Source organism: Prauserella shujinwangii, assembly GCF_003001955.1.
Lineage (GTDB): Bacteria > Actinomycetota > Actinomycetes > Mycobacteriales > Pseudonocardiaceae > Qaidamihabitans > Qaidamihabitans shujinwangii.
The window spans coordinates 23,709-43,529 of sequence record NZ_PVNH01000007.1 but is presented as its reverse complement, the minus strand read 5'-3'; the positions used below and the strand labels follow the sequence as shown (position 1 = coordinate 43,529).

The window sequence follows — 19,821 nt, the reverse complement described above, 5'->3', positions numbered from 1 at the left end:
ATTCGCATGGACTTCTCCCCCACCGAGGCACAGCGCGACCTCGCCGATCTCACGCGGCGCATCGTCACCGACCGGGTCACACCGGAGACGCTGGGCCCGCACGGTTCCGGCGGCTTCGACCGGGCACTGTGGACGGAGCTGGCCCGGGCGGGCGTGCTCGACGCCGCGCTGCCCTCCGCCGTCGGGGGCGGCGGGTTCGGGCTGCTGGAGCAGTGCTCGGTGCTGATCGAGCTGGGCCGGGCGGTCGCGCCGGTGCCCTACCTGCCGACGATCACGATGGCGGGCGCCGCACTCGCCGAGTACGGCTCGGGAGCGCAGCGGGAGCGCTGGCTCGTCCCGGCGCTGCGCGGCGACCGGGTGCTCGCGGTGGCGCTGCCGGACACCGGCACGCCCACCGGGTTCACCGCCGAGCGCGCCGGCGAGGGCTGGCGGCTCTCCGGCGCGCAGACCGCCGTGGCCTTCGGCGCGTTCGCCGACGGCCTGCTCGTGCGGGCGACCACCGGGAACGGCGACGTGCTGGCGCTCGTCGGTGCCGAGGCGCCGGGACTCACGATCACCCCGCAGCGGGTGGTCGACCACGCCGACGCCGCGCTGGTCGAGGCGACCGACGTGACCGTGGGCGCGGACGACGTGCTCGGCACCGCCGTCGCCGACGGGGTGCGCCTGCGCGGCACCGTCGGTGTGTGCGCGCTGCAGCTCGGCGTGCTCGAACGCGCGCTGGAGCTGACGGCGGCGCACGCCCGCGAGCGGGAGCAGTTCGGCCAGGTCATCGGCGGGTTCCAGGCGGTGCGGCAACGCCTGGCCGACGCCTACGTCGACGTGGAGGCCGTGCGGCTGACGCTGTGGCAGGCCGCGTGGCGGCTCTCGGCGGGTGAACCGGCCGCCGAGGAGGCGGCCACGGCCAAGTACTGGGCCGCCCAAGCGGGCCACCGTGTCGCGCACACCGCGGTCCACGTCCACGGCGGCGTCGGCATCGACGTGGAGCACCCCCTGCACCGCTACTTCGTGGCCGCCAAGCGGCACGAGTTCGCCCTCGGCGGAGCCACCGCGCAGCTACGTCACCTCGGCGGGCTGCTGGCCTGACCGCGAGTCCCCCGCTCCCGCACGCGAGTTCCGCGTTCCGGGCGGTGCGTTCCGCGTTCCCGCGCGCGAGTTCCGCGTTGGGCGCTAGTCCCCGGGCGCGGTGATCGGGCGCAGGCGGCGCGGGCCGGTGTCCGGCCGGGACGGCGGCGGGCCCAGCACCACCGTCGCGTTGGTGACGAACGCGCCCTCGGGCGAGGCGAGGATCGGGTCGAGCGTGAGCGAGCGGACTTCCGGGTTGTCCTCGGCCAGCGCCGCCACGCGCAGCACGAGGTCCTGCAACGCGGCGAGGTCGGCGGGCTCGTCGCCGCGGTAGCCCGTCAGCAGCGGCGCGGTCCTCGGCTCCCGCACCAGCGTCGCCGCGTCGACGTCGGTCAGCGGCACCGCGCGGAAAGCCTGGTCGCCGAGCAGCGAGCTGACCAGCCCGGACAGCGCGAACCGGACCAGCGTGCCGAACGAGGGGTCGTCCTGCAGTCCGATCACGCACGACAGCCCCTTCGGCGCCATGCGCTGCACGTAGACCTCGTCGGTGCCGGAGACCGCGCACACATCGCGGTAGCTCACCCGCACGAACTCCTCGGATGTGAGGTCGAGCCGCACCCCGGCGAGGTCCGGCCTGCCCCGCAGCCGCTCGTCCACGGCCTTGATCGTCACCGGGTAGCCGAGCTCCGCCGCGGCGGCCACCGCGTCGTCCTCACCGGAGACCACCCGGAACGGCACGACCCCGATGCCGTAGCAGTCGAGCAGCCGCACCACGTCGTCGTCGGACAGCACGGTGCCCCGCCCGTCCGCCTCGGCCAGCAGGTCGTGCACGATGCTCTGCGCGTGCTCGCGGTGGATGCCCTCCGGCCGCACGACCGAGCCCTGCGGCCGCTCGCGCCACGCGGCGTAGCGGACCACCCGCGCGAGCGCGTTCACCGCCCGCTCCGGGCTCGGGTACGACGGGATGGAACCGAACGTCGGCGCACCGCCGGCCGAGAGCACGGCCAGCTCGTCCGGCACGCCCTCGGCGGCGAGGAACGTGGACACGATCGGCTTGCTCCGGCCGCCGCCGTGTCCGTCCACCGTCTCACGCAGCGCCCGCGCGTACGTGGTGCCGGGGATCGCCACCGGCGGCACGAACACGACCACCAGCGCGTCCACCTCCGGCGAGTTGAGCGCCTCCCCCACCGCGGCGGCGAACTCGCCTGGCCCCGCCTGCGATCCGACGTCGACCGGCTCGTAGGCCAGCCGGAGGCCCTGCGCCCGCGCCGTGTCCGCGGCGAGCATGCCGATGGCGCTGGAGTTGCCGACGATCGCGATCCGCGCGCCCGAGGGCAGCGGCTGGTGCGCGAACACCAGCGCGGTGTCGAACAGCTGCGCCAGCGAGTCGACCCGTACCACCCCGGCCTGCTCGAACAGCGCCTGCACGCTGGCCTCGTCGACCTCGACCGAGGTGGCGGCCAGCTGCGGGCGCACCGCGTGCCTGCCCGACTTCACCGCCACGATCGGCTTGCTCCGCGCGAGTCTGCGGGCCAGCCGGCCGAACTTGCGCGGGTTGCCGAACGACTCCAGGTAGAGCAGCACCAGATCGGTGTTCGGGTCGGTCTCCCAGTACTGCAGCAGGTCGTTGCCGGAGACGTCGGCCCGGTTGCCCGCCGAGACGAACGTCGACAGCCCGAGGCCGCGCGCCTCGGCGTCGGCCAGGATCGCGATGCCGAGCGCACCGGACTGGCAGAAGAACCCGGTGCGCCCCCGCTTGGGCAGGCGCGGCGCCAGGGTGGCGTTCAGCCGCACCGCGGGATCGGTGTTGAGCACCCCGAGCGCGTTGGGGCCGACCACGCGCATTCCGTGTGCCCTGGCCTCCCCGACCAGCCGCAGCTCGGCGTGCAGGCCGTGCGGGCCCGCCTCGCCGAAGCCGCTCGACACGATCAGCAGCGTCTTGACGCCCTTGGCGAGCGCCCCGTCCAGCACGGCCTCCACCTGGTCGGCGGGCACGGCGACCACCGCGAGGTCCACCGGGTCGGGGATCTCCAGCACCGAGGGGTACGCGCGGACGCCGCGCACCGAGGCGTGCTCGGGGTTGACCGGGTAGACGGTGCCCGCGAAGTCCGCCGACAGCAGGTTGGTCAGCACCGCGTAACCGATCTTGCTGGAGTCGGTGGAGGCGCCGATGACCGCCACCGACTTCGGGTGCAGCAGGTTGTGCACGCTGCGGGCCTCGGCGGCCTGCTCCCTCGCCCTGGCCACGGCGAGCGACTCCTCGGTGGGGTCGATGTCGAACTCGAGGTGCAGCAGGCCCTCCTCGAACGCGCGGCTGACCTGGTAGCCCGCGTCCCGGAACACGCGGACCATCTGCGAGTTCTCGGCGAGCACCTCCGCCACGAACCGGCGCACCCCCGACTCGGACGCGGCGGCGGCGAGGTGTTCCAGCAGGATCGAGCCGAGCCCCCGCCCCTGGTGCGCGTCGTCCACCACGAAGGCGACCTCGGCCGAGTCGGCGTCGAGGCGCTCGTAGCGGCCGACCGCCACGATGTCGTCGCCGAGCAGCGCGACGAACGCGACCCGGTCGTGGTGGTCGACCGTGGAGAACCGCTCCAGGTCCCTGGCGGGGATGCGCGGATAGGCGCCGAAGTAGCGCAGGTACCTCGTCCGCTCGGACAGCCGCGCGTGCAGCGCGACGAGCCCGTCGGCGTCCGAGGGCACGATCGGCCGCAGGTGCACGGTCCCGCCGTCGGACAGCAGGACGTCCGCCTCCCAGTGCCGCGGGTAGTCGTAGGGATCCCTCGCCGTTTCGGTCGGCCTGCTCGTCATGGTGGTCAGTCCCTCGGGTCGTCCGGATCGAGGCCGTGCAGCGGGAAGACCGCGCGGCGGGTGTCCCGGACGGCGACGTCGACGGCGTCGTCGAGCCCGTCGCCCCACGGCTGGAACCCGGTGTCGCCGCCGTCGCTCATGCCGAGCGGCAGCTCCGCGTGCGGCGCGGCCCCGCGCACCAGGCCGGTCCAGCTCGCCGGGAGCGGGGTCTGCGGCGCCACGTCCCGGTCGAGGACGGTGGCGATGAGGTGTGTCCACGAGCGGGGCACGACGCGGATGAGCTGGTATCCCCCGCCACCGACGGCGAGCCAGCGGCCGTCGGCGTGCTCGTCCGCCAGCGTGCGCAGCGTGCGGTAGATCGCGCGGTGGCCGTCCACGGTGAGCGAGAGGTCGGCGAGCGGGTCCTCCTCGTGCGAGTCGACGCCGCACTGGGTGACCAGCACCTGCGGGCGGAACGCAGCGAGCAGGGACGGCACCACCGCGTGGAAGGCACGCAGCCAGCCCGCGTCCTTGGTGCGCGGTGGCAGCGGGATGTTCACCGCCGTGCCCTCGGCCCCCTCCGCGCCCACCTCGGCGGAGTAGCCGGTGCCGGGCCACAGCGTGAACGGGTGCTGGTGCAGCGAGACGGTGAGCACTCTCGGGTCGCCGTAGAAGGCGGCCTGCACCCCGTCGCCATGGTGCACGTCGGTGTCGAGGTAGGCGATGCGGTCGAACCCGTGGTCGAGCAGCCACGAGATCGCGACCGTGCAGTCGTTGTAGACGCAGAACCCGGAGGCGTGGTCACGCATGGCGTGGTGCAGCCCGCCCGCGATGTTCACCGCGCGCCGCGCGCGCCCCTCGGCGATGTGCCGGGCGCCGAGCAGCGTCGAGCCCACGACCAGTGACGCCGCCTCGTGCATGTCGGTGAAGACGGGGTTGTCGTCGGTGCCGAGCCCGTGCCCGACGTCCCAGCCCGCCATCGGGGCCTGCTTCACCGCCTCCAGGTACTCGGCGGTGTGCGCCCGGTACAGCTCCGCCTCGGTGGCGGGCTCGGGCACGAGCAGCGGGACGTCGTCCAGCACACCCAGGGCCGTGGCCAGCCGGATGGCCAGGTCGAGCCGGACGGGGTTGAACGGGTGCTCGCCGCCGAGGTCGTAGGCGAGCAGTGCGGAATCCCAGACGACGGCCGGTGCGGACATGACTGTTGACCCTAGCCCGGATCCGGGCCGCGGGCAGCAGGCCCGCGCACGGACGGGCAGGCCCGAACGCGGCACTCGCCGCCCCGAGCGCAGCACTCGCCGCCCCGAACGCGGCACTCACGGCTCCGAACGCAGCACTCGCCGTCTCGAGTGCAGCACTCGCAGGCCCGAACGCGGCACTCGCGAGTGCTGCGTTCCCGCACGTGAGTGCTGCGTTCTCGCGGGCGCTCAGCCCGGGGTGGGGCCCGTGGCGGCGGGCCGCTCCGGGTCGGCGGACCACTCCGACCACGAGCCCGGGTACAGCGCGGCCGGTTCCGGGTGCCCGGCGAGTTCCAGCGCCAGTACCACGGAGCTGGCCGTGACACCCGAACCGCAGTACGCGCCGACCGGGACGCCCGGCTCCACCCCGAGCGCCGCGAAGTGCCCGGCCAGCTCCTCCGGAGCGCGCCAGCGGCCGTCGGGCCCGCTGTGGGCGCTGAACGGGGCGTTGCGCGCTCCGGGGATGTGACCAGGGCGCGGGTCGACGGGCTCGGTCTCGCCGGTGTATCGCTGCGGCGCCCGCGCGTCGAGCAGCACGCCGGAGCGGGCGTAGCGGACGGCACCCTCGGCGTCGAGCACCGGCATCCCGCCCGGCCGCACCGTGATGTCGCCCTCCCGTGGCGCGGTGGCCTCGTCGGATTCCGTCGTGACCGGCCTGCCCTCGGCCTGCCAGGCGGCGAAGCCACCGTCGAGGACGGCCACCTCGCGGTGGCCGGCCCAGCGCAGCAGCCACCACGCCCTGGCGGCGACGGAGGAGTCGCCGTCGTCGTAGGCGACCACGGGATGCCCTGCCCGCACCCCCGCCGCCCGCAGGCTGCGCTGCAGTGCTCCGGGTTCGGGCAGCGGGTGCCTGCCCCCGGCCCCGGGACTGCCGGCGAGCTCGGTGTCGAGGTCGAGGTAGGCCGCACCGGGCAGGTGACCCGCATGGTACGAATCGACGCCCGGCGGGCCGGCCAGCCGCCAGCGGACGTCCAGCACGGTCGGCCGGGCGGCGGGCCCGGCGTCGAGCAGGGCCGCGAGATCGGCGGTCGAGATGACGGGATGCATGCGCTCATCCTCCCCGGGGCGGATCCGTTCACGCAGCGTGGGCGGACGGCACCGGAGGCGGCTCGTGGGCTGGTGATCGCCTGCGGAAACCGTCGGCCCAGCGACTACCATGAGCAACGCGAACAAAGGGGACAGGCGTGAACGATCTCATCGACACCACCGAGATGTACTTGCGCACCATCTACGAGCTCGAAGAGGAGGGTGTCGTCCCACTGCGCGCGCGAATCGCGGAGCGCCTCCAGCAGAGCGGCCCCACCGTCAGCCAGACGGTCGCCAGGATGGAGCGGGACGGCCTCGTGGTGGTCGCGGATGACCGGCACCTGCAGCTGACCGACCACGGCAGGGAACTCGCGATCGCGGTGATGCGCAAGCATCGGCTGGCTGAGCGCCTGCTCGTGGACGTGATCGGTCTGGAGTGGGAACACGTGCACAACGAGGCGTGCCGCTGGGAGCACGTCATGAGCGAGGCCGTCGAGCGCAAGCTCGTCAAGCTGCTCGGACATCCCACCACGTCGCCGTACGGCAACCCGATCCCCGGCCTCGACAAGCTCGGCGAGGGCGAGCCCGCGCCACCCGCGGAGTCCGACCTCGTGCGTCTGGACGAGTTCGCCCGCGCGGGTGGCGGGAACGTCGAGATCCGCCGGATCGCCGAGCACGTCCAGCTCGACGAGAAGCTGATGAACGAGCTGAAGTCGGTCGGGATCGTGCCGGGGGGCACCGTGCGCGTCGGCAAGCCCAACGGCAACGGCGGAACCATCGAGGTGTCCGACGAGCACCACACCGTCCAGGTGTCGAGTTCGGTGCTGCACGCGGTACTCGCACAGGCTCGGTGACACCCGCTCGGCTCGCCGCGCGCACGTTCCGCTCGGTCCACGGGCGGGCGCCGCTCGGGGTGTGGTCGGCACCGGGACGGGTGAACCTGATCGGCGAGCACACCGATTACCACGACGGGTTCGTCCTGCCGTTCGCCCTGCCGCACCGGATCGCCGCCGCGGCCGCACCGCGCCGCGACCACATGCTGACCGTCGCCACCCTCGGTTCCGACGGCAGGGTCCAGCACGCGGAACCCGTCGACGTGCGCACGTTGCGACCGGGCTCGGTGACCGGGTGGGCCGCGTACCCGGCCGGCGTGGCCTGGGTGCTGCGCGAGGGAGGGTGCCTCCCCGGGGACGCGGGCGCCGACCTGGTGCTGGCCGGGGACGTGCCGACGGGCGCGGGGCTGTCCTCGTCGGCCGCGCTGGAGTGCGCCGTGGCGCTGGCCCTGCTCGGGCTCGCCGGCGCCGATCCGCCGGGCACGCACCGCCGCGCCGAGCTCGCGCGGCGGCTGCAGCGGGCCGAGAACGAGTTCGTCGGCGTCCCCACCGGCGTGCTCGACCAGACCGCGTCGCTGTGCTGCGTCGCCGGGCACGCGCTGTTCCTCGACGTGCGTTCGGGTGCGGCCGAGCAGGTGCCGTTCGACGCCGCGCGCTCCGGGCTGCGGGTGCTGGTGATCGACACCCGCGCCCGCCACTCCCACGCCGAGTCCGGCTACGCCGACCGCAGGCGAGGCACCGAACGCGCCGCCCGCCTGCTCGGCGTCGGCAGTCTCCGCGACATCGCCGTGGCCGACCTGGGCGCGACGCTGGGCAGGCTGCCCGGCGAGCTGCGCCGGCTGGTGCGCCACGTCGTCACCGAGAACGCACGGGTGCTCGACGTCGTGGCCCACCTGCGCGCCGGGGAGATCTCCGCCGTCGGTCCCCTGCTCGACGCGTCCCACGCGAGCCTGCGGGACGACTACCGGGTGTCGGTCCACGAGCTGGACCTCGCCGTCGACCTCGCCCGCGAGGCCGGCGCGCTCGGGGCCCGGATGACCGGGGGCGGGTTCGGCGGCTCCGTGGTCGCGCTCGTCCCGGACACCGGCCTGCGCGCCGTCGGCGACGCGGTCACGGCGGGGTTCGAACGGGCCCGGTTGCGCCGGCCCCGCGTGTTCGCCGCCGCCCCCTCGGCCGGTGCCGGTGCCGACCGGGAACCGTCCCGGTGACCGGCGCCCCGGCTCCGCAGACCCCTCGCCCCGGGTGCACACTGGTCGCCAGTCACCCGTCCCGTCCCCGAGAAAGGCCCCGCCGATGCCCGCCCAGCCGACCGAGCAGACCACTCCGACCACGCCGAGCAGGCCCCTGAAGCTGGTCGTCACGGGCGGCGCGGGCTACGTCGGCAGCGTGTGCGCGGCCCGGCTGGTGGAGGCGGGCCACGACGTGACCGTGGTGGACGACCTGTCCACCGGGCACGCCGACGCGGTGCCCGAGGGCGCGCGGTTCGTCGAGGGCGACGCCGCCGAGGTCTCCCAGACGCTCCTCGCCGACGGCTTCGACGGCGTGCTGCACTTCGCGGCGAAGTCACTCGTGGGCGAGTCCATGCAGGATCCCGGCAAGTACTGGCACGGGAACGTGCTCACCTCCCTCCGGCTGCTCGACGCGATGCGTGCGCACGGCACGCCCCGCCTGGTGTTCTCCTCCACGGCCGCGACCTACGGCGAGCCGGACGTCGCGCCGATCCCCGAGTCGGCGCCCACCCAGCCCACCAACACCTACGGCGCGACCAAGCTCGCGATCGACCACGCGATCGGCACCTACGCCCGCGCCCACGGGCTCGCCGCGGTGAGCCTGCGGTACTTCAACGTCGCGGGCGCCCACGGCCGGTTCGGCGAGCGGCACACCACCGAGACCCATCTGATCCCGATCGTCCTGCAGGTCGCGACCGGCGAACGCGGCCAGGTGCAGATCTACGGCGAGGACTACCCCACCGACGACGGCACGGCCGTCCGTGACTACATCCACGTCACCGACCTCGCCGACGCGCACCTGCTCGCGCTGGACCACGCCCGGGCGGGCGAACACCGGATCTACAACCTCGGCAACGGAACCGGCTTCTCCGTCCGCCAGGTGATCGAGGCCTGCCGCGAGGTGACCGGGCACCCCATCCCCGCCGCCGTCGGCGGGCGCAGGGCGGGCGACCCGGCGGTGCTCGTGGCGGCCAGTGATCGCGCCAGGGAGGAGCTGGGCTGGAAGCCCGAGCGCACCGACCTGCGCGACATCGTCGCCGACGCGTGGCGGTTCACCCAGGACCGGCGCGGGACCGCCGCGTCCTGATCCGGCGCGCACGGTCGCGGGCACGGGAGCGGCCCTAGCCGGGCTCCCACAGGGACGGCTCGCCGCCGCGCTCGCCGAGCCCGGTGATCCGGCTCGGCGGGACGGCGTGCCGCAGCGCCTGGTGCAGCAGCCCGGCCAGCACGTGCCCCGGGTGGGCGGTCAGCGCGTTCTCCAGCGCCATCCCGGCCAGCGCACCCTCACCACGCACGTACGCCGAGTACGCGAGCAGGCAGGCCGCCTGCGCGCGTTCCGGCGCCGGGGTCTCCCGCACGAGCGCCAGCCAGAGACGCTCGGCCGCCAGCGCCCTGGACTCCCCGGTCGGCACCGCCGTCGCGAGGCACGCGTCCCGGACCTCCGGCACCGAGAGCGCGAGCGCGAGGCCCGCCACCTCCTCGTCGGTGAACGTCAGCTGCCCGGCGAGGGCCTTGCCGAGCGCCGCGCGGACCCGCGCGAGGCCCTGTTCCCGCGCCTGCTCCGGGCTCGACCGGGCGCCGAGCACCTCGAGCTCGGCGTCGAGCAGGGCGGAGCGGCGGGCGAGCGCGGCGGGGTCGGCCGGAGCGAGCTGGCGTTCCATCTCCTCGCGGCTGGGGTAGGTCACCATGCCCTGGTGCGCGGCCACGGCCGCCATCACCGAGCTGGCGGGATCGGGCATCCGCCCGGTGCAGGCGGGGTCGTGATAGCAGTGCCAGCGGGCGCCCGCGCTGATCTCGGGCACCCACAGGGAATGGGCGACGTGATGCCCGGCGTGGGCGAAGGCTTCGGCGACCGCGTCGACGAGGTCGCGCCACGGCGGGCCCGCCCTGCCCCTCGCCTTCCCGCCGCCGACGACGGCGACCGTGGCCGCGGCGACGTCGCCGGCGAGGATCGAGGCCCGGAGCACCTGGGCCAGATCGGCCACGCCGTCCGGGCGGGGGAGATCGGCACGCACGACATTGCCGACCCGGCGGCCCGACCGGCCGCCGTGGGCGACGACGAGCACCGAGTCGGCGGGCCGGAAGCCGAGCAGGTGCGGGAGTGCGGCGAGCAGTTGTCCTGGATCTCGCAGGCTGACCGTCGTGGTGCCCGCGCTGGTGGAAGCGGTCATGCGTCCACGATGCGCCGGTGGGGCGGGGTGCGGGGCCGGCGGGCGGAATCTGTGGACAGCCCGGGCCGGGTGGGACAACTCCGGCCGGACGGGCGGGGAATCCGGTTTCGTGTCGGTGCCGGACGCTACCCTGTCCGGTTCCGCCCGCCCGGCCGGAGCCGTGCTCGGCCGGGTGCTCAGCCGCAGTGCTCGAACGGGCTGGTGTATGACCGGGAACCCACCGAGCCGCCCCACTTCACGCAGGTCGACGCGGCTTCCTTCGTCACCGGACCCGCGTAGTACGAGTAGTCGCCGCTGTCGGTGGCCCGTGCGGAGCCCTCCACCTCCAGGAAGGCGGACACCGGCGACGGGCTCCCGACGGACGTGGCCTTCAGCGTGGTCACGCAGTTGCGCCCGCTCGACCCGTCGTACAGCAGGTAGGTGGTGCCCGCGTCACCGAGTGCGGCCGAGTCGATGACGGAGAAGGCGGAGCCGCACACCTGCTGCGGCGTGTACGGGTTGCCCCCGCCACCGCCGCAGGCGTTCCGGCTGGTGAAGTTGGTCTTGCCGTAGTACGGCACCGCGACGCCGTGCAGCACCACCCGCTGGGACACGCCGTTGAGGTTCTGCTCGTAGTGCAGGTGCGGGCCGGTGACGCCGCCCGTGGCGCCCGCCTTGCCGATCTGCGTGCCGAGCGACACCGACTGGCCCACCCGGACCTCCTGGGTGGAGAGGTGGGCGTAACGGGTGCGCCAGCCCGAGCCGTGGTCGATCTCGATCCAGCGCCCGTAGCTGGTGCTGCCCTCGTTCGCGACCCGGGTGACCGTGCCCGGGGCCGAGGCGATCACCGGCATCCCGGTGATGCCGCTCTTCTGGAAGTCGACCGCGTTGGCGGGCCGGTGGCCGCTGAACGTGGCGGCCGTGACCGTGACACCGCACTGGAACGGCACCTGGAAGTTCGGGGCCGCGGACGCGGGCACCTGCCCTGCGGCCACGATCCCGAACGCGGACAGGACCACCGTCGCCGCCGCGGCGGCCCACCGTCTGACCTTGAACATCGACACCATCGATACCTCCGTGTTCCGGGGACGGCGCCACCGAACCAGGTCCCGGTACACGGGGCGTACAAACGCGCCGCGATCAGCCCGCCCAGCCGGGGAAGGCCGACCACAGCGCGGCGGTGCCGCCCCGCACGGGCAGCGTCACCGAGGTGCGCGTGACGTCGATCGACAGCCCGGTGCCCGGGCGCGGTCGCAGCGTGAAGTCGTGGTCGCTGGACAGCAGCACGAACTCGAGCCGGTGCCCGGCGGGCAGGACGTAGTCGTCCGGCTGGAGCTGGAACGAGATCCGGTACGGCACGCCGGGCCGGATCGGCCGGGTGAGCGCCGGGTCCTTGCGGTTCTGCGGGTCGGTCCAGCCCCGGGTGATGACGTGGGAGCCGCCGTCGGGGGCCCGGTCCACCAGCACCCCGGTGACGTTGGCGGCGGGGCGGTCGAACGCGATCGTCAGGTCGACCCTGGGCGTGCCGCTCAGCCGCACCGGCCGCCGGGCCGCGGCGGTCGCGTAGGACAGCCGGTGCGGGGACTCCGGCTGGTCGACCAGCTGCTCGACGGTCTTGCGCGCGTCGTCGGTGAGCGACTCGACCACCGGCCTGCCGCGGGTGTCCCGCACGCCGAGCGTGCCCCGCCCCGCGCCGCCGGGCCCGGGGTGCAGCGTCGCGGGCCGGGTACCGGGGGCGGGCCAGTTCGCCTCGTCGGACCAGGACCCGTCCTCGCGCTGGATCGTCGCCCTCGGCTCGTCCTGGACCCCGTTCTGGACGCCGTAGAGGTAGTGCGAGAACCAGCGGTTCAGGGTGCGCAGCCACTCGTCGCGGCGCAGCGAGTAGGGGTCGGCGTGCCCGGACTGGTGCAGCCAGATCCGGTGCTCGACGCCGTGCGCCCGCAGCGCCTCGTACCACCGCGCGACCTGGCTCATCGTCACGTTCCAGTCGTTGAGCCCGTGCACCGCGAGCACCGAGGCCCGGACCCGGTGCACGTCATCGAGGTAGTTCCGGCCGGCCCAGAACGCGCTGTAGTCGCCGGTGACGCGGTCCTGCCGGGCGGCGAGCCCGTCGATGACGTCCCGGCAGATCTCCCGGTCGGCGCGCGTGTAGACGTACTCGGCGAGCACGTCGGCGTCCTCGCCCTGGTAACCGCCGGGCGCCACCACGGCGCCATCCTCGCGGTAGTAGTCGTACCAGCTGGAGATCGCCGCGATGGGCACGATCGTCTCCAGGCCCTCGACACCCGTGGTCGCGACCGCGTTCGGCAGGGTCCCGTTGTAGGAGACCCCCATCATGGCCGTCTTCCCGGTGGTCCAGTCCGCCGCCACCGGTTGGCCGTCGCCGTCCCGCGCGCTCGCCCGCCCGTTCAGCCAGTCCACGACGGACCGCGCGCCGATCGTCTCGTTCTCCCCGCCCGTCGTGGGACAGCCGGTGGACTCACCGCTGCCGAGCGACTCGCCGTACACCACCGCGAACCCGCGCGAGACGAGGTACTGCTCGTACCGCCAGGTGATCTGCGGCATCGGCCTGCCGCCGCGATCCGGGACGTACAGTTCCACGTCCACGTCGTGGTTGGTGATCGAGTTGCCGCCCGCGTAGTACGGGCTGGCCTGGAACACCACGGGCACCCGCAGGCCCCGTTCCGTCGCCCTCGGCCGGACGACCTCGACGTGCACCTCGTCGTCCTCGCCGTCGTGGTCGCTGTCCACGGGTGCCCGCACCCACAGGCTCTCCCGTACCACGTCCCCGGGATCGAAGACGGGTTGCGCCGCACCGTTCTCGAAGACCGGCCGGGGTGGCGGATCCGCCGGTTCCGCCTGTGCTCCGACGGAGATCAGCGGCGCCACCAGCGCGGTGGCGAGCAGGACGGTGACACGCGTGGATCGCACGGAAGGCCCCCAGTCGCTCGGCGGACGTCGGTGGCCCGACCCTCGCCACACTCCTGGTGGGTGTCAAGGAATTCCGTGCAGGACCCGACGAAAGGCGGTGCGCCGCGTGGTTCACCGGGCCGCGGGGTGCACCCCGCCCGAGATGTAGGCCTCGAGCTGTTCCTGGCTGTGCTCCAGCTCGTTCATGCGCGTCTTCACGACGTCGCCGATGCTGACGATGCCGGCCAGCTTGCCCTCGACGAGCACCGGCACGTGCCTGATCCGCCGTTCGGTCATCACCACGCTGAGCTGGTCGACGGAGTCCTGCGGGGTGCAGGTGGCGACGAGCGTGGTCATGATGTCGCCGACGTTGCGATCGAGCAGGCCGGGGCCATGCTCGTGGAGCCTGCGCACGACGTCCCGTTCGGAGACGATCCCGGCCACGGCGCCTTCGGCGTCGACGACCACGAGCGCGCCCACGTTGTGTTCGGCGAGGCGGGCGAGCAACTCGGTGACCGAGGTGTCCGGGGTGACCGTGGCCACCATCGAACCCTTGTTCCGCAGCAGATCGGCAATGCGCATTGAGTCTCCTCCCGCCATGGTGAGCTGCCTCACACAGGCTAGTGCGGGTGCGCTGCCCGGCGAAAGGTCCGCACAGGTGGACAACCGGGCCGGGTGCCTCAGCGGACCGCGTGCGCGGGGGCCCTCCACGTGTCGCACGCGGCGACGGAGGTCCCCGTGAACCCGGTGCGGGCCCAGCGCAGCTGGTTGGCCACCGTGCCATGCGTCTCGCTGTCGACGCCGTGCCGGAAGTCCGCCAGCGCCTCCTCCGCCTGCGCGGTCGTCACCGAGCCCCGGCCCGCGACACTGGCGAGGAACAGCCCGGCGAAGCAGTTGGCCTGCAGTTCGAGACGCCGGGTGAGCCGCAGCTCCGCAGGCGTGCCCTGGCCGAGGTGGCGCAGCCGCCTGCCCGCGGCGTCGAGGATGCCGCCGCGCTCCTGCACGTGGTGGCCGTACTCGTGGGCGAGCACCGCCAGGTGCGCCGGGACGTGCAGGCCGAGGTGGTCGAGCACCCGCCGCCTCGGCAGGTAGATCGTCTCCTCCCGGCCGCAGTAGAACGCCGTGGCCTGGTCCTCGCCCGGCGTCTTCCCGCACGCGCTGCCCGGTCCCGGGTCGATCTCCAGCCGTGCCTGCGTGAACGTCGCCCCGGAGGCGCGCAGCGCGGGCCGCCACGCCTCGCCGAGGCAGTCCAGTGCCGCGCTGTGGAACGCGCGCAGCCGCGCGTTCGTGGCTCCCAGATCCGGCAGCACGCACACCACCTCGCCCAGAACGAGGTCGCCGGACAGCAGCGGTTCCCCGGCCGGGCGGGACCGGGGTGCCACCGGCGCGGCCGCGACCGCGGCGGCGGCCGGGTCGGCGGCCGCCGTGCCCGCGACGCGGACGGTGGCGCGGCCGGCGAGGGCCGTCACCCCGACGACCGTGAGGACCAGCGCCAGCACCCCGGCGACCGCCAGCGGCGAGTTCCGGGGCGGCCCTGTCCGGCTGCCGATTCCGTCCACAGTGCACGTGAGGATATCCACCGCCACGGCACCCCGGATCACGAATCGGGAACGACGCGGTCCTGGCAGACTGGAGGTCATGAGCGAGGCGCGAACCCGGCTGGACGACAACGACCCCTACCTCTGGCTCGAGGACGTCACCGGCGAGCGGCCGCTCGACTGGGTGCGCGCACGCAACGCGGAGACCGTGGCGGCGCTGGCCGGGGACACCGGCTTCGAACGGCTGCGGGCCGCACTGCGGGAGGTGCTCGACGCCGACGACCGGATTCCGTACGTGCGCCGCCGCGGCGAGTACCTGTACAACTTCTGGCAGGACGCCGCCCATCCGCGCGGCCTGTGGCGGCGGACGACGCTCGACCGGTACCGGGCGGCCGAGCCGGAGTGGGAGCTCCTGCTCGACGTCGACGCCCTCGCCGAGGCCGAGGGCGAGAACTGGGTGTGGCAGGGCGCGACGGTGCTGCGGCCCAGCCTCCGGCGCGCGCTCGTCGAGCTGTCCCGCGGCGGCGCGGACGCCACCGTGGTGCGGGAGTTCGACCTGGAGCGGCGCGAGTTCGTCGCGGGCGGGTTCGAGCTGCCCGAGGCGAAGAGCTCGGTGGCGTGGATCGACGAGGACCGGATCTACGTCGGCACGGACTTCGGCGCGGGGTCGCTGACCCACTCGGGCTACCCGCGGCTGGTCAAAGAGTGGCGGCGCGGCACTCCGCTGACCGAGGCGGAACTGGTGTTCGAGGGCAAGCCGGAGGACGTCGCCGTGCGCGGTGTGCACGACCACACCGAGGGCTGGGAGCGCGACCTCGTGCGCCGCAGCGTGGACTTCTACCGGTCCGAGCTGTACCTGCGCACCGCCGATGGGCTGGTCCGGGTCGACGTGCCGGACGACGCCAACGCGTCGCTGCACCGCGAGTGGCTGCTCGTGCGCACGCGCTCGCCGTGGCGCACCGGCGGTGCCGAGTACCCGGCGGGTGCGCTGCTGGCGGCCCGGCTCGACGACTTCCTCGGCGGGGACCGCGCGCTGACGGTGCTGTTCGAACCCGATCCGCACACCTCGCTCGACTACTACGCGTGGACCCGCAACCACCTGCTCCTCGGCACGCTGAGCGACGTGAAGACGCGGCTGCGGGTGCTGACGCCGGCACCGGAAGGGTGGCGTTCCGCGCCGCTGCCCGGCGTGCCGGAGGTCGGCTCCGTCGACCTCGTCGGCACCGACCCCGACCACGGCGACGAGTACCTGCTGGACGTCAGCGGGTTCACCGAGCCGTCGGCGCTCGTGCGCGGGGAGGTCGGCGCGGAGCCGGAGACGCTCAAGCGGGCACCGGCGTTCTTCGACAGCGACGGCCTCGAGACCGGGCAGCACTTCGCGACCTCGGCCGACGGCACGCGGATCCCGTACTTCGTGGTGGGCGCCCGCCGCGACCGGCCCGGGCCCACCCTGCTCACCGGATACGGCGGCTTCGAGATCTCCCTGACGCCGTCCTACAGCGGCGTGATCGGCCGGGGATGGCTGGAGCGGGGCGGCACGTACGTCGTCGCGAACCTGCGCGGCGGCGGCGAGTACGGCCCGGACTGGCACAACCAGGCGATCAAGGAGCACCGGCACCGCGTGTACGAGGACTTCGCCGCCGTGGCTGCCGACCTCGTCGAGCGCGGCATCACCACGCCCGCGCGGCTGGGCATCCAGGGCGGCAGCAACGGCGGGCTGCTGACGGGGGTCATGCTCACCCGCTACCCCGAGCGGTTCGGCGCGATCGTGAGCCAGGTGCCGTTGCTCGACATGCGCCGGTACCACCTGCTGCTCGCGGGCGCCTCGTGGATGGCCGAGTACGGCGACCCCGACGAACCGGCCGAATGGGACTACATCGCGCGGTACTCGCCGTACCAGAACGTCGCCCGGGACCGCGAGTACCCGCCCGCGCTGTTCGTGACGTCCACACGGGACGACCGCGTGCATCCCGCGCACGCACGGAAGATGGTGGCCCGCATGCGGGAGTACGGCCACGACGTGAGCTACTACGAGAACATCGAGGGCGGCCACGGCGCCGCGGCGGACAACGCCCAGCTCGCGTTCAAGTGGGCGCTCGTGTTCGAGTTCCTGTGGCGCAGGCTCACCGGCTCGTGAGCGGGAAACGCGGTTCTCACCACGTTTCCCGCTCACCAGCGGCGCGGGGTCAACTGCAGCCGGAGGTGGCGCCGCAGCCCTCGCAGGCGTAGCAGGAGCCCGCGGGCCGCATCTTCGTCCCGCAGGTCATGCACAGCGGGGCGTCGGCGGCCTTGCCGAGCTGCAGCTCCACCAGCTCGGTCGTGGTGTGCGCGGTCCGGCCCGGCTCGGTGTCGGCGGGCTTCTCCTCCAGCACGTGCGTGCTGCTGGCGTCCACGCTGCTGCGCAACGCCTCCAGGTCGACGTTCTCGTCCTCGTCCGTGGACCGGCCGTAGTCGGACTCCACCTGCGCCGACCGCTCGTCGGCGGTGAAGATGCCGAGCTGGGAGCGCTTCTCGTACGGCAGGTAGTCGAGCGCGAGCCTGCGGAACAGGTAGTCGAGCACGCTCGTCGCCATCCGCACGTCCGGGTCGTCCGTCATGCCGGCCGGTTCGAACCGGAGGTTCTGGAACTTGCTGACGTAGAACTCCAGCGGGATGCCGTACTGCAGGCCCACGGAGATCGACATCGAGAACGCGTCCATGACACCGGCCAGCGTGGAGCCCTGCTTGCCGAGCTTCACGAAGATCTCGCCGAGCCCGTCGTCCGGGTAGGACCCGGCGGTCAGGTAGCCCTCGGCGCCACCGATCGTGAACGACACCGTCTGGCTCGGCCGCTTCTTCGGCAGGCGCTTGCGGACCGGCCGGTACTCGACGACCTTCTCCGGCTCCGCCTCGGCCTTGTCCCGCTTCGCGGTGGACAGCGGCTGGCCGACCTTGCAGTTGTCGCGGTAGATCGCCAGCGCCTTCAGGCCGAGCTTCCAGCCCTGGAAGTAGATCTCCTCGACGTCCTCGACCGTCGCCGACTCGGGCATGTTGACGGTCTTCGAGATCGCGCCCGACAGGAACGGCTGCACGGCGGCCATCATGCGCACGTGCCCCATCGGCGCGATGGAGCGCTCGCCGACGGCGCAGTCGAACACCTCGTAGTGCTCGGGGCGCAGCCCCGGCGCGTCGATCACGTGCCCGTGCTGGGCCACGTAGTCCACGATGGCCTCGATCTGCTCGTCCTGGTAGCCGAGCGAGTGCAGCGCGCGCGGCACCGTCTGGTTGACGATCTGCATGGACCCGCCGCCGACGAGCTTCTTGAACTTCACCAGCGAGAAGTCCGGCTCGATGCCGGTGGTGTCGCAGTCCATCATGAAGCCGATGGTGCCCGTGGGGGCGAGCACGCTGGCCTGCGCGTTGCGCCAGCCGTGCTGGCTGCCGATCTCGATGCCGCGCTGCCACTCCCGCGTGGCGAGCGACCGCACGTTCACGTCGTTGGTGTGGAACGTGCGGATGGCGTCGTTGGCCGCGGCGTGCTTGCGCATCACCCGCTGGTGCGCCTCGGCGTTGCGGGCGTAGCCCTCGTACGGGCCGACGACGGCGGCGAGCTCGGCGGAGCGGCGGTACGACACGCCGGTCATCAGGGAGGTGATGGCCGCGGCGAGTGCGCGGCCGCCGTCGGAGTCGTAGGCGTGCCCGGTGGCCATCAGCAGCGCGCCGAGGTTGGCGTATCCGATGCCCAGCTGGCGGAACTTCCGCGTGGTGTCGCCGATCGCCTCGGTCGGGAAGTCCGCGAAGCAGATGGAGATGTCCATCGCGGTGATGACCAGCTCGACCGCCCTGGCGAACAGCTCGGCGTCGAACGTGCCGTCGCCGCGCACGAACTTCAGCAGGTTCAGCGAGGCCAGGTTGCAGCTGGAGTTGTCCAGGTGCATGTACTCCGAGCACGGGTTGGACGCGGTGATCCGGCCCGACTCGGGGCAGGTGTGCCAGTCGTTGATCGTGTCGTCGTACTGCAGCCCGGGGTCGGCGCACTCCCACGCGGCCTGCGCCATCTTGCGGAACAGCGCCTTGGCGTCCGTGTGGTCGATGACCTCGCCGGACAGCCGCGCCCGCAGGCCGAAGTCGCCGCCCGACTCGACGGCACGCATGAACTCGTCGGACACGCGGACCGAGTTGTTCGCGTTCTGGTACTGCACCGAGGAGATGTCGGCGCCGCTGAGGTCCATGTCGAAGCCCGCGTCACGCAGGACGCGGATCTTCTTCTCCTCCTTGGCCTTCGTCTCGATGAACTCCTCGATGTCCGGGTGGTCGACGTCGAGGACCACCATCTTGGCCGCCCGGCGGGTGGCGCCACCCGACTTGATCGTGCCCGCCGACGCGTCGGCGCCACGCATGAACGAGACGGGGCCCGACGCGGTACCGCCGGACGACAGCAGCTCCCGGGACGAGCGGATCCGGGAGAGGTTGAGACCGGCACCGGAGCCGCCCTTGAAGATCAGGCCCTCCTCCCGGTACCAGTTCAGGATCGACTCCATCGTGTCGTCGACGGAGAGGATGAAGCACGCGGAGACCTGCTGCTTGGACGTCGTGCCGACGTTGAACCAGACCGGCGAGTTGAAGCTGAACACCTGGTGCAGCAGCATCCAGGTCAGCTCGTGCTCGAAGATCTCGGCGTCCTGGGGCGTCGCGAAGTACCCGTTGTCGGTCCCGGACTTGACGTAGGTCTTGACCACGCGGTCGATCAGCTGTTTGAGGCTGTGCTCACGCTGCGGGCTGCCGACGGCGCCGCGGAAGTACTTGCTGGCGACGATATTGGTCGCGTTGACCGACCAGAACTCCGGGAACTCGACGCCCCGCTGCTCGAAGTTGACGGTCCCGTCCCGCCAGTTGGTCATCACGACGTCGCGCGACTCCCACGTCACCTCGTCGTACGGGTGCACCCCCTCGGTGGTGAAGACGCGCTGGACGGTCAGGCCCGGCTTGCGGCCCTTGCCCCGGCCCGGCTTGGCCGCCGCGCCGCCTGTCTCCGCGTCCACTCCCACGGTTTCTGTCATGAGTCC

The 19,821-nt window shown here is 73.2% G+C and carries 14 protein-coding genes; 5 read left to right on the top strand and 9 right to left on the bottom strand.

What is annotated here, in order from left to right; genetic code table 11:
- Window positions 1–6: 6 nt before the first annotated feature.
- Complete coding sequence (locus B0I33_RS17495; RefSeq protein ID WP_106179880.1) at window positions 7–1,083, top strand: acyl-CoA dehydrogenase family protein; 1,077 nt, start codon at window positions 7–9, stop codon at window positions 1,081–1,083.
- Between the two features lie 84 nt (window positions 1,084–1,167).
- On the opposite strand, the gene B0I33_RS17490 is transcribed toward B0I33_RS17495, so the two are convergent.
- From B0I33_RS17490 to B0I33_RS17480, 3 genes are all read right to left on the bottom strand, one after another.
- Window positions 1,168–3,873 (bottom strand): bifunctional acetate--CoA ligase family protein/GNAT family N-acetyltransferase, encoded by a 2,706-nt coding sequence (locus B0I33_RS17490; RefSeq protein WP_106179879.1) that lies wholly within the window; start codon window positions 3,871–3,873, stop codon window positions 1,168–1,170.
- Window positions 3,874–3,878: 5 nt separating this feature from the next.
- Window positions 3,879–5,051: an acetoin utilization protein AcuC gene (locus B0I33_RS17485; protein WP_106179878.1), complete on the bottom strand. Its 1,173-nt coding sequence runs from the start codon at window positions 5,049–5,051 to the stop codon at window positions 3,879–3,881.
- 228 nt (window positions 5,052–5,279) lie between these two features.
- Window positions 5,280–6,137, bottom strand: coding sequence for a sulfurtransferase (locus B0I33_RS17480; protein ID WP_106179877.1), 858 nt, complete (start codon window positions 6,135–6,137; stop codon window positions 5,280–5,282).
- A gap of 137 nt (window positions 6,138–6,274) precedes the next feature.
- Here B0I33_RS17480 and B0I33_RS17475 point away from each other — a divergent pair, with 137 nt between their 5' ends.
- The 3 genes from B0I33_RS17475 (at window position 6,275) to galE (ending at window position 9,265) form a co-directional block, all read left to right on the top strand.
- Window positions 6,275–6,970, top strand: coding sequence for an iron-dependent transcriptional repressor DtxR (locus B0I33_RS17475; RefSeq protein ID WP_106179876.1), 696 nt, complete (start codon window positions 6,275–6,277; stop codon window positions 6,968–6,970).
- Window positions 6,967–8,157: a galactokinase gene (gene galK, locus B0I33_RS17470; protein WP_106179875.1), complete on the top strand. Its 1,191-nt coding sequence runs from the start codon at window positions 6,967–6,969 to the stop codon at window positions 8,155–8,157. The genes B0I33_RS17475 and galK overlap by 4 nt, the downstream gene beginning before the upstream one ends.
- An 85-nt stretch (window positions 8,158–8,242) precedes the next feature.
- Window positions 8,243–9,265, top strand: a complete 1,023-nt coding sequence (gene galE, locus B0I33_RS17465) for a UDP-glucose 4-epimerase GalE (protein ID WP_106179874.1) — start codon at window positions 8,243–8,245, stop codon at window positions 9,263–9,265.
- A 34-nt stretch (window positions 9,266–9,299) separates the two neighbouring features.
- Here galE and B0I33_RS17460 read toward each other — a convergent pair whose 3' ends face one another.
- The 5 genes from B0I33_RS17460 to B0I33_RS17440 form a co-directional block, all read right to left on the bottom strand.
- Window positions 9,300–10,349, bottom strand: a complete 1,050-nt coding sequence (locus tag B0I33_RS17460; RefSeq protein WP_106179873.1) for a DUF4192 domain-containing protein — start codon at window positions 10,347–10,349, stop codon at window positions 9,300–9,302.
- Between the two features lie 176 nt (window positions 10,350–10,525).
- Window positions 10,526–11,386 carry a M23 family metallopeptidase gene (locus tag B0I33_RS17455; RefSeq protein ID WP_106180156.1) on the bottom strand — a complete coding sequence of 287 codons (861 nt, stop codon included), beginning with the start codon at window positions 11,384–11,386 and terminating at the stop codon, window positions 10,526–10,528.
- A gap of 82 nt (window positions 11,387–11,468) precedes the next feature.
- Window positions 11,469–13,259, bottom strand: a complete 1,791-nt coding sequence (locus B0I33_RS17450; RefSeq protein WP_106179872.1) for a Xaa-Pro dipeptidyl-peptidase — start codon at window positions 13,257–13,259, stop codon at window positions 11,469–11,471.
- 111 nt (window positions 13,260–13,370) lie between these two features.
- Entirely contained in the window at window positions 13,371–13,820 is a 450-nt protein-coding gene (locus tag B0I33_RS17445) for a CBS domain-containing protein (protein ID WP_106179871.1), read from the bottom strand.
- Between the two features lie 98 nt (window positions 13,821–13,918).
- Window positions 13,919–14,818 carry a neutral zinc metallopeptidase gene (locus tag B0I33_RS17440; protein ID WP_181193338.1) on the bottom strand — a complete coding sequence of 300 codons (900 nt, stop codon included), beginning with the start codon at window positions 14,816–14,818 and terminating at the stop codon, window positions 13,919–13,921.
- A 58-nt stretch (window positions 14,819–14,876) separates the two neighbouring features.
- Here B0I33_RS17440 and B0I33_RS17435 point away from each other — a divergent pair, with 58 nt between their 5' ends.
- Window positions 14,877–16,913 carry a prolyl oligopeptidase family serine peptidase gene (locus tag B0I33_RS17435; RefSeq protein WP_106179869.1) on the top strand — a complete coding sequence of 679 codons (2,037 nt, stop codon included), beginning with the start codon at window positions 14,877–14,879 and terminating at the stop codon, window positions 16,911–16,913.
- Between the two features lie 49 nt (window positions 16,914–16,962).
- Here the strand turns inward: B0I33_RS17435 and B0I33_RS17430 are convergent, their stop codons facing one another.
- Window positions 16,963–19,815, bottom strand: a complete 2,853-nt coding sequence (locus B0I33_RS17430; protein ID WP_106179868.1) for a vitamin B12-dependent ribonucleotide reductase — start codon at window positions 19,813–19,815, stop codon at window positions 16,963–16,965.
- Window positions 19,816–19,821 lie beyond the last annotated feature (6 nt).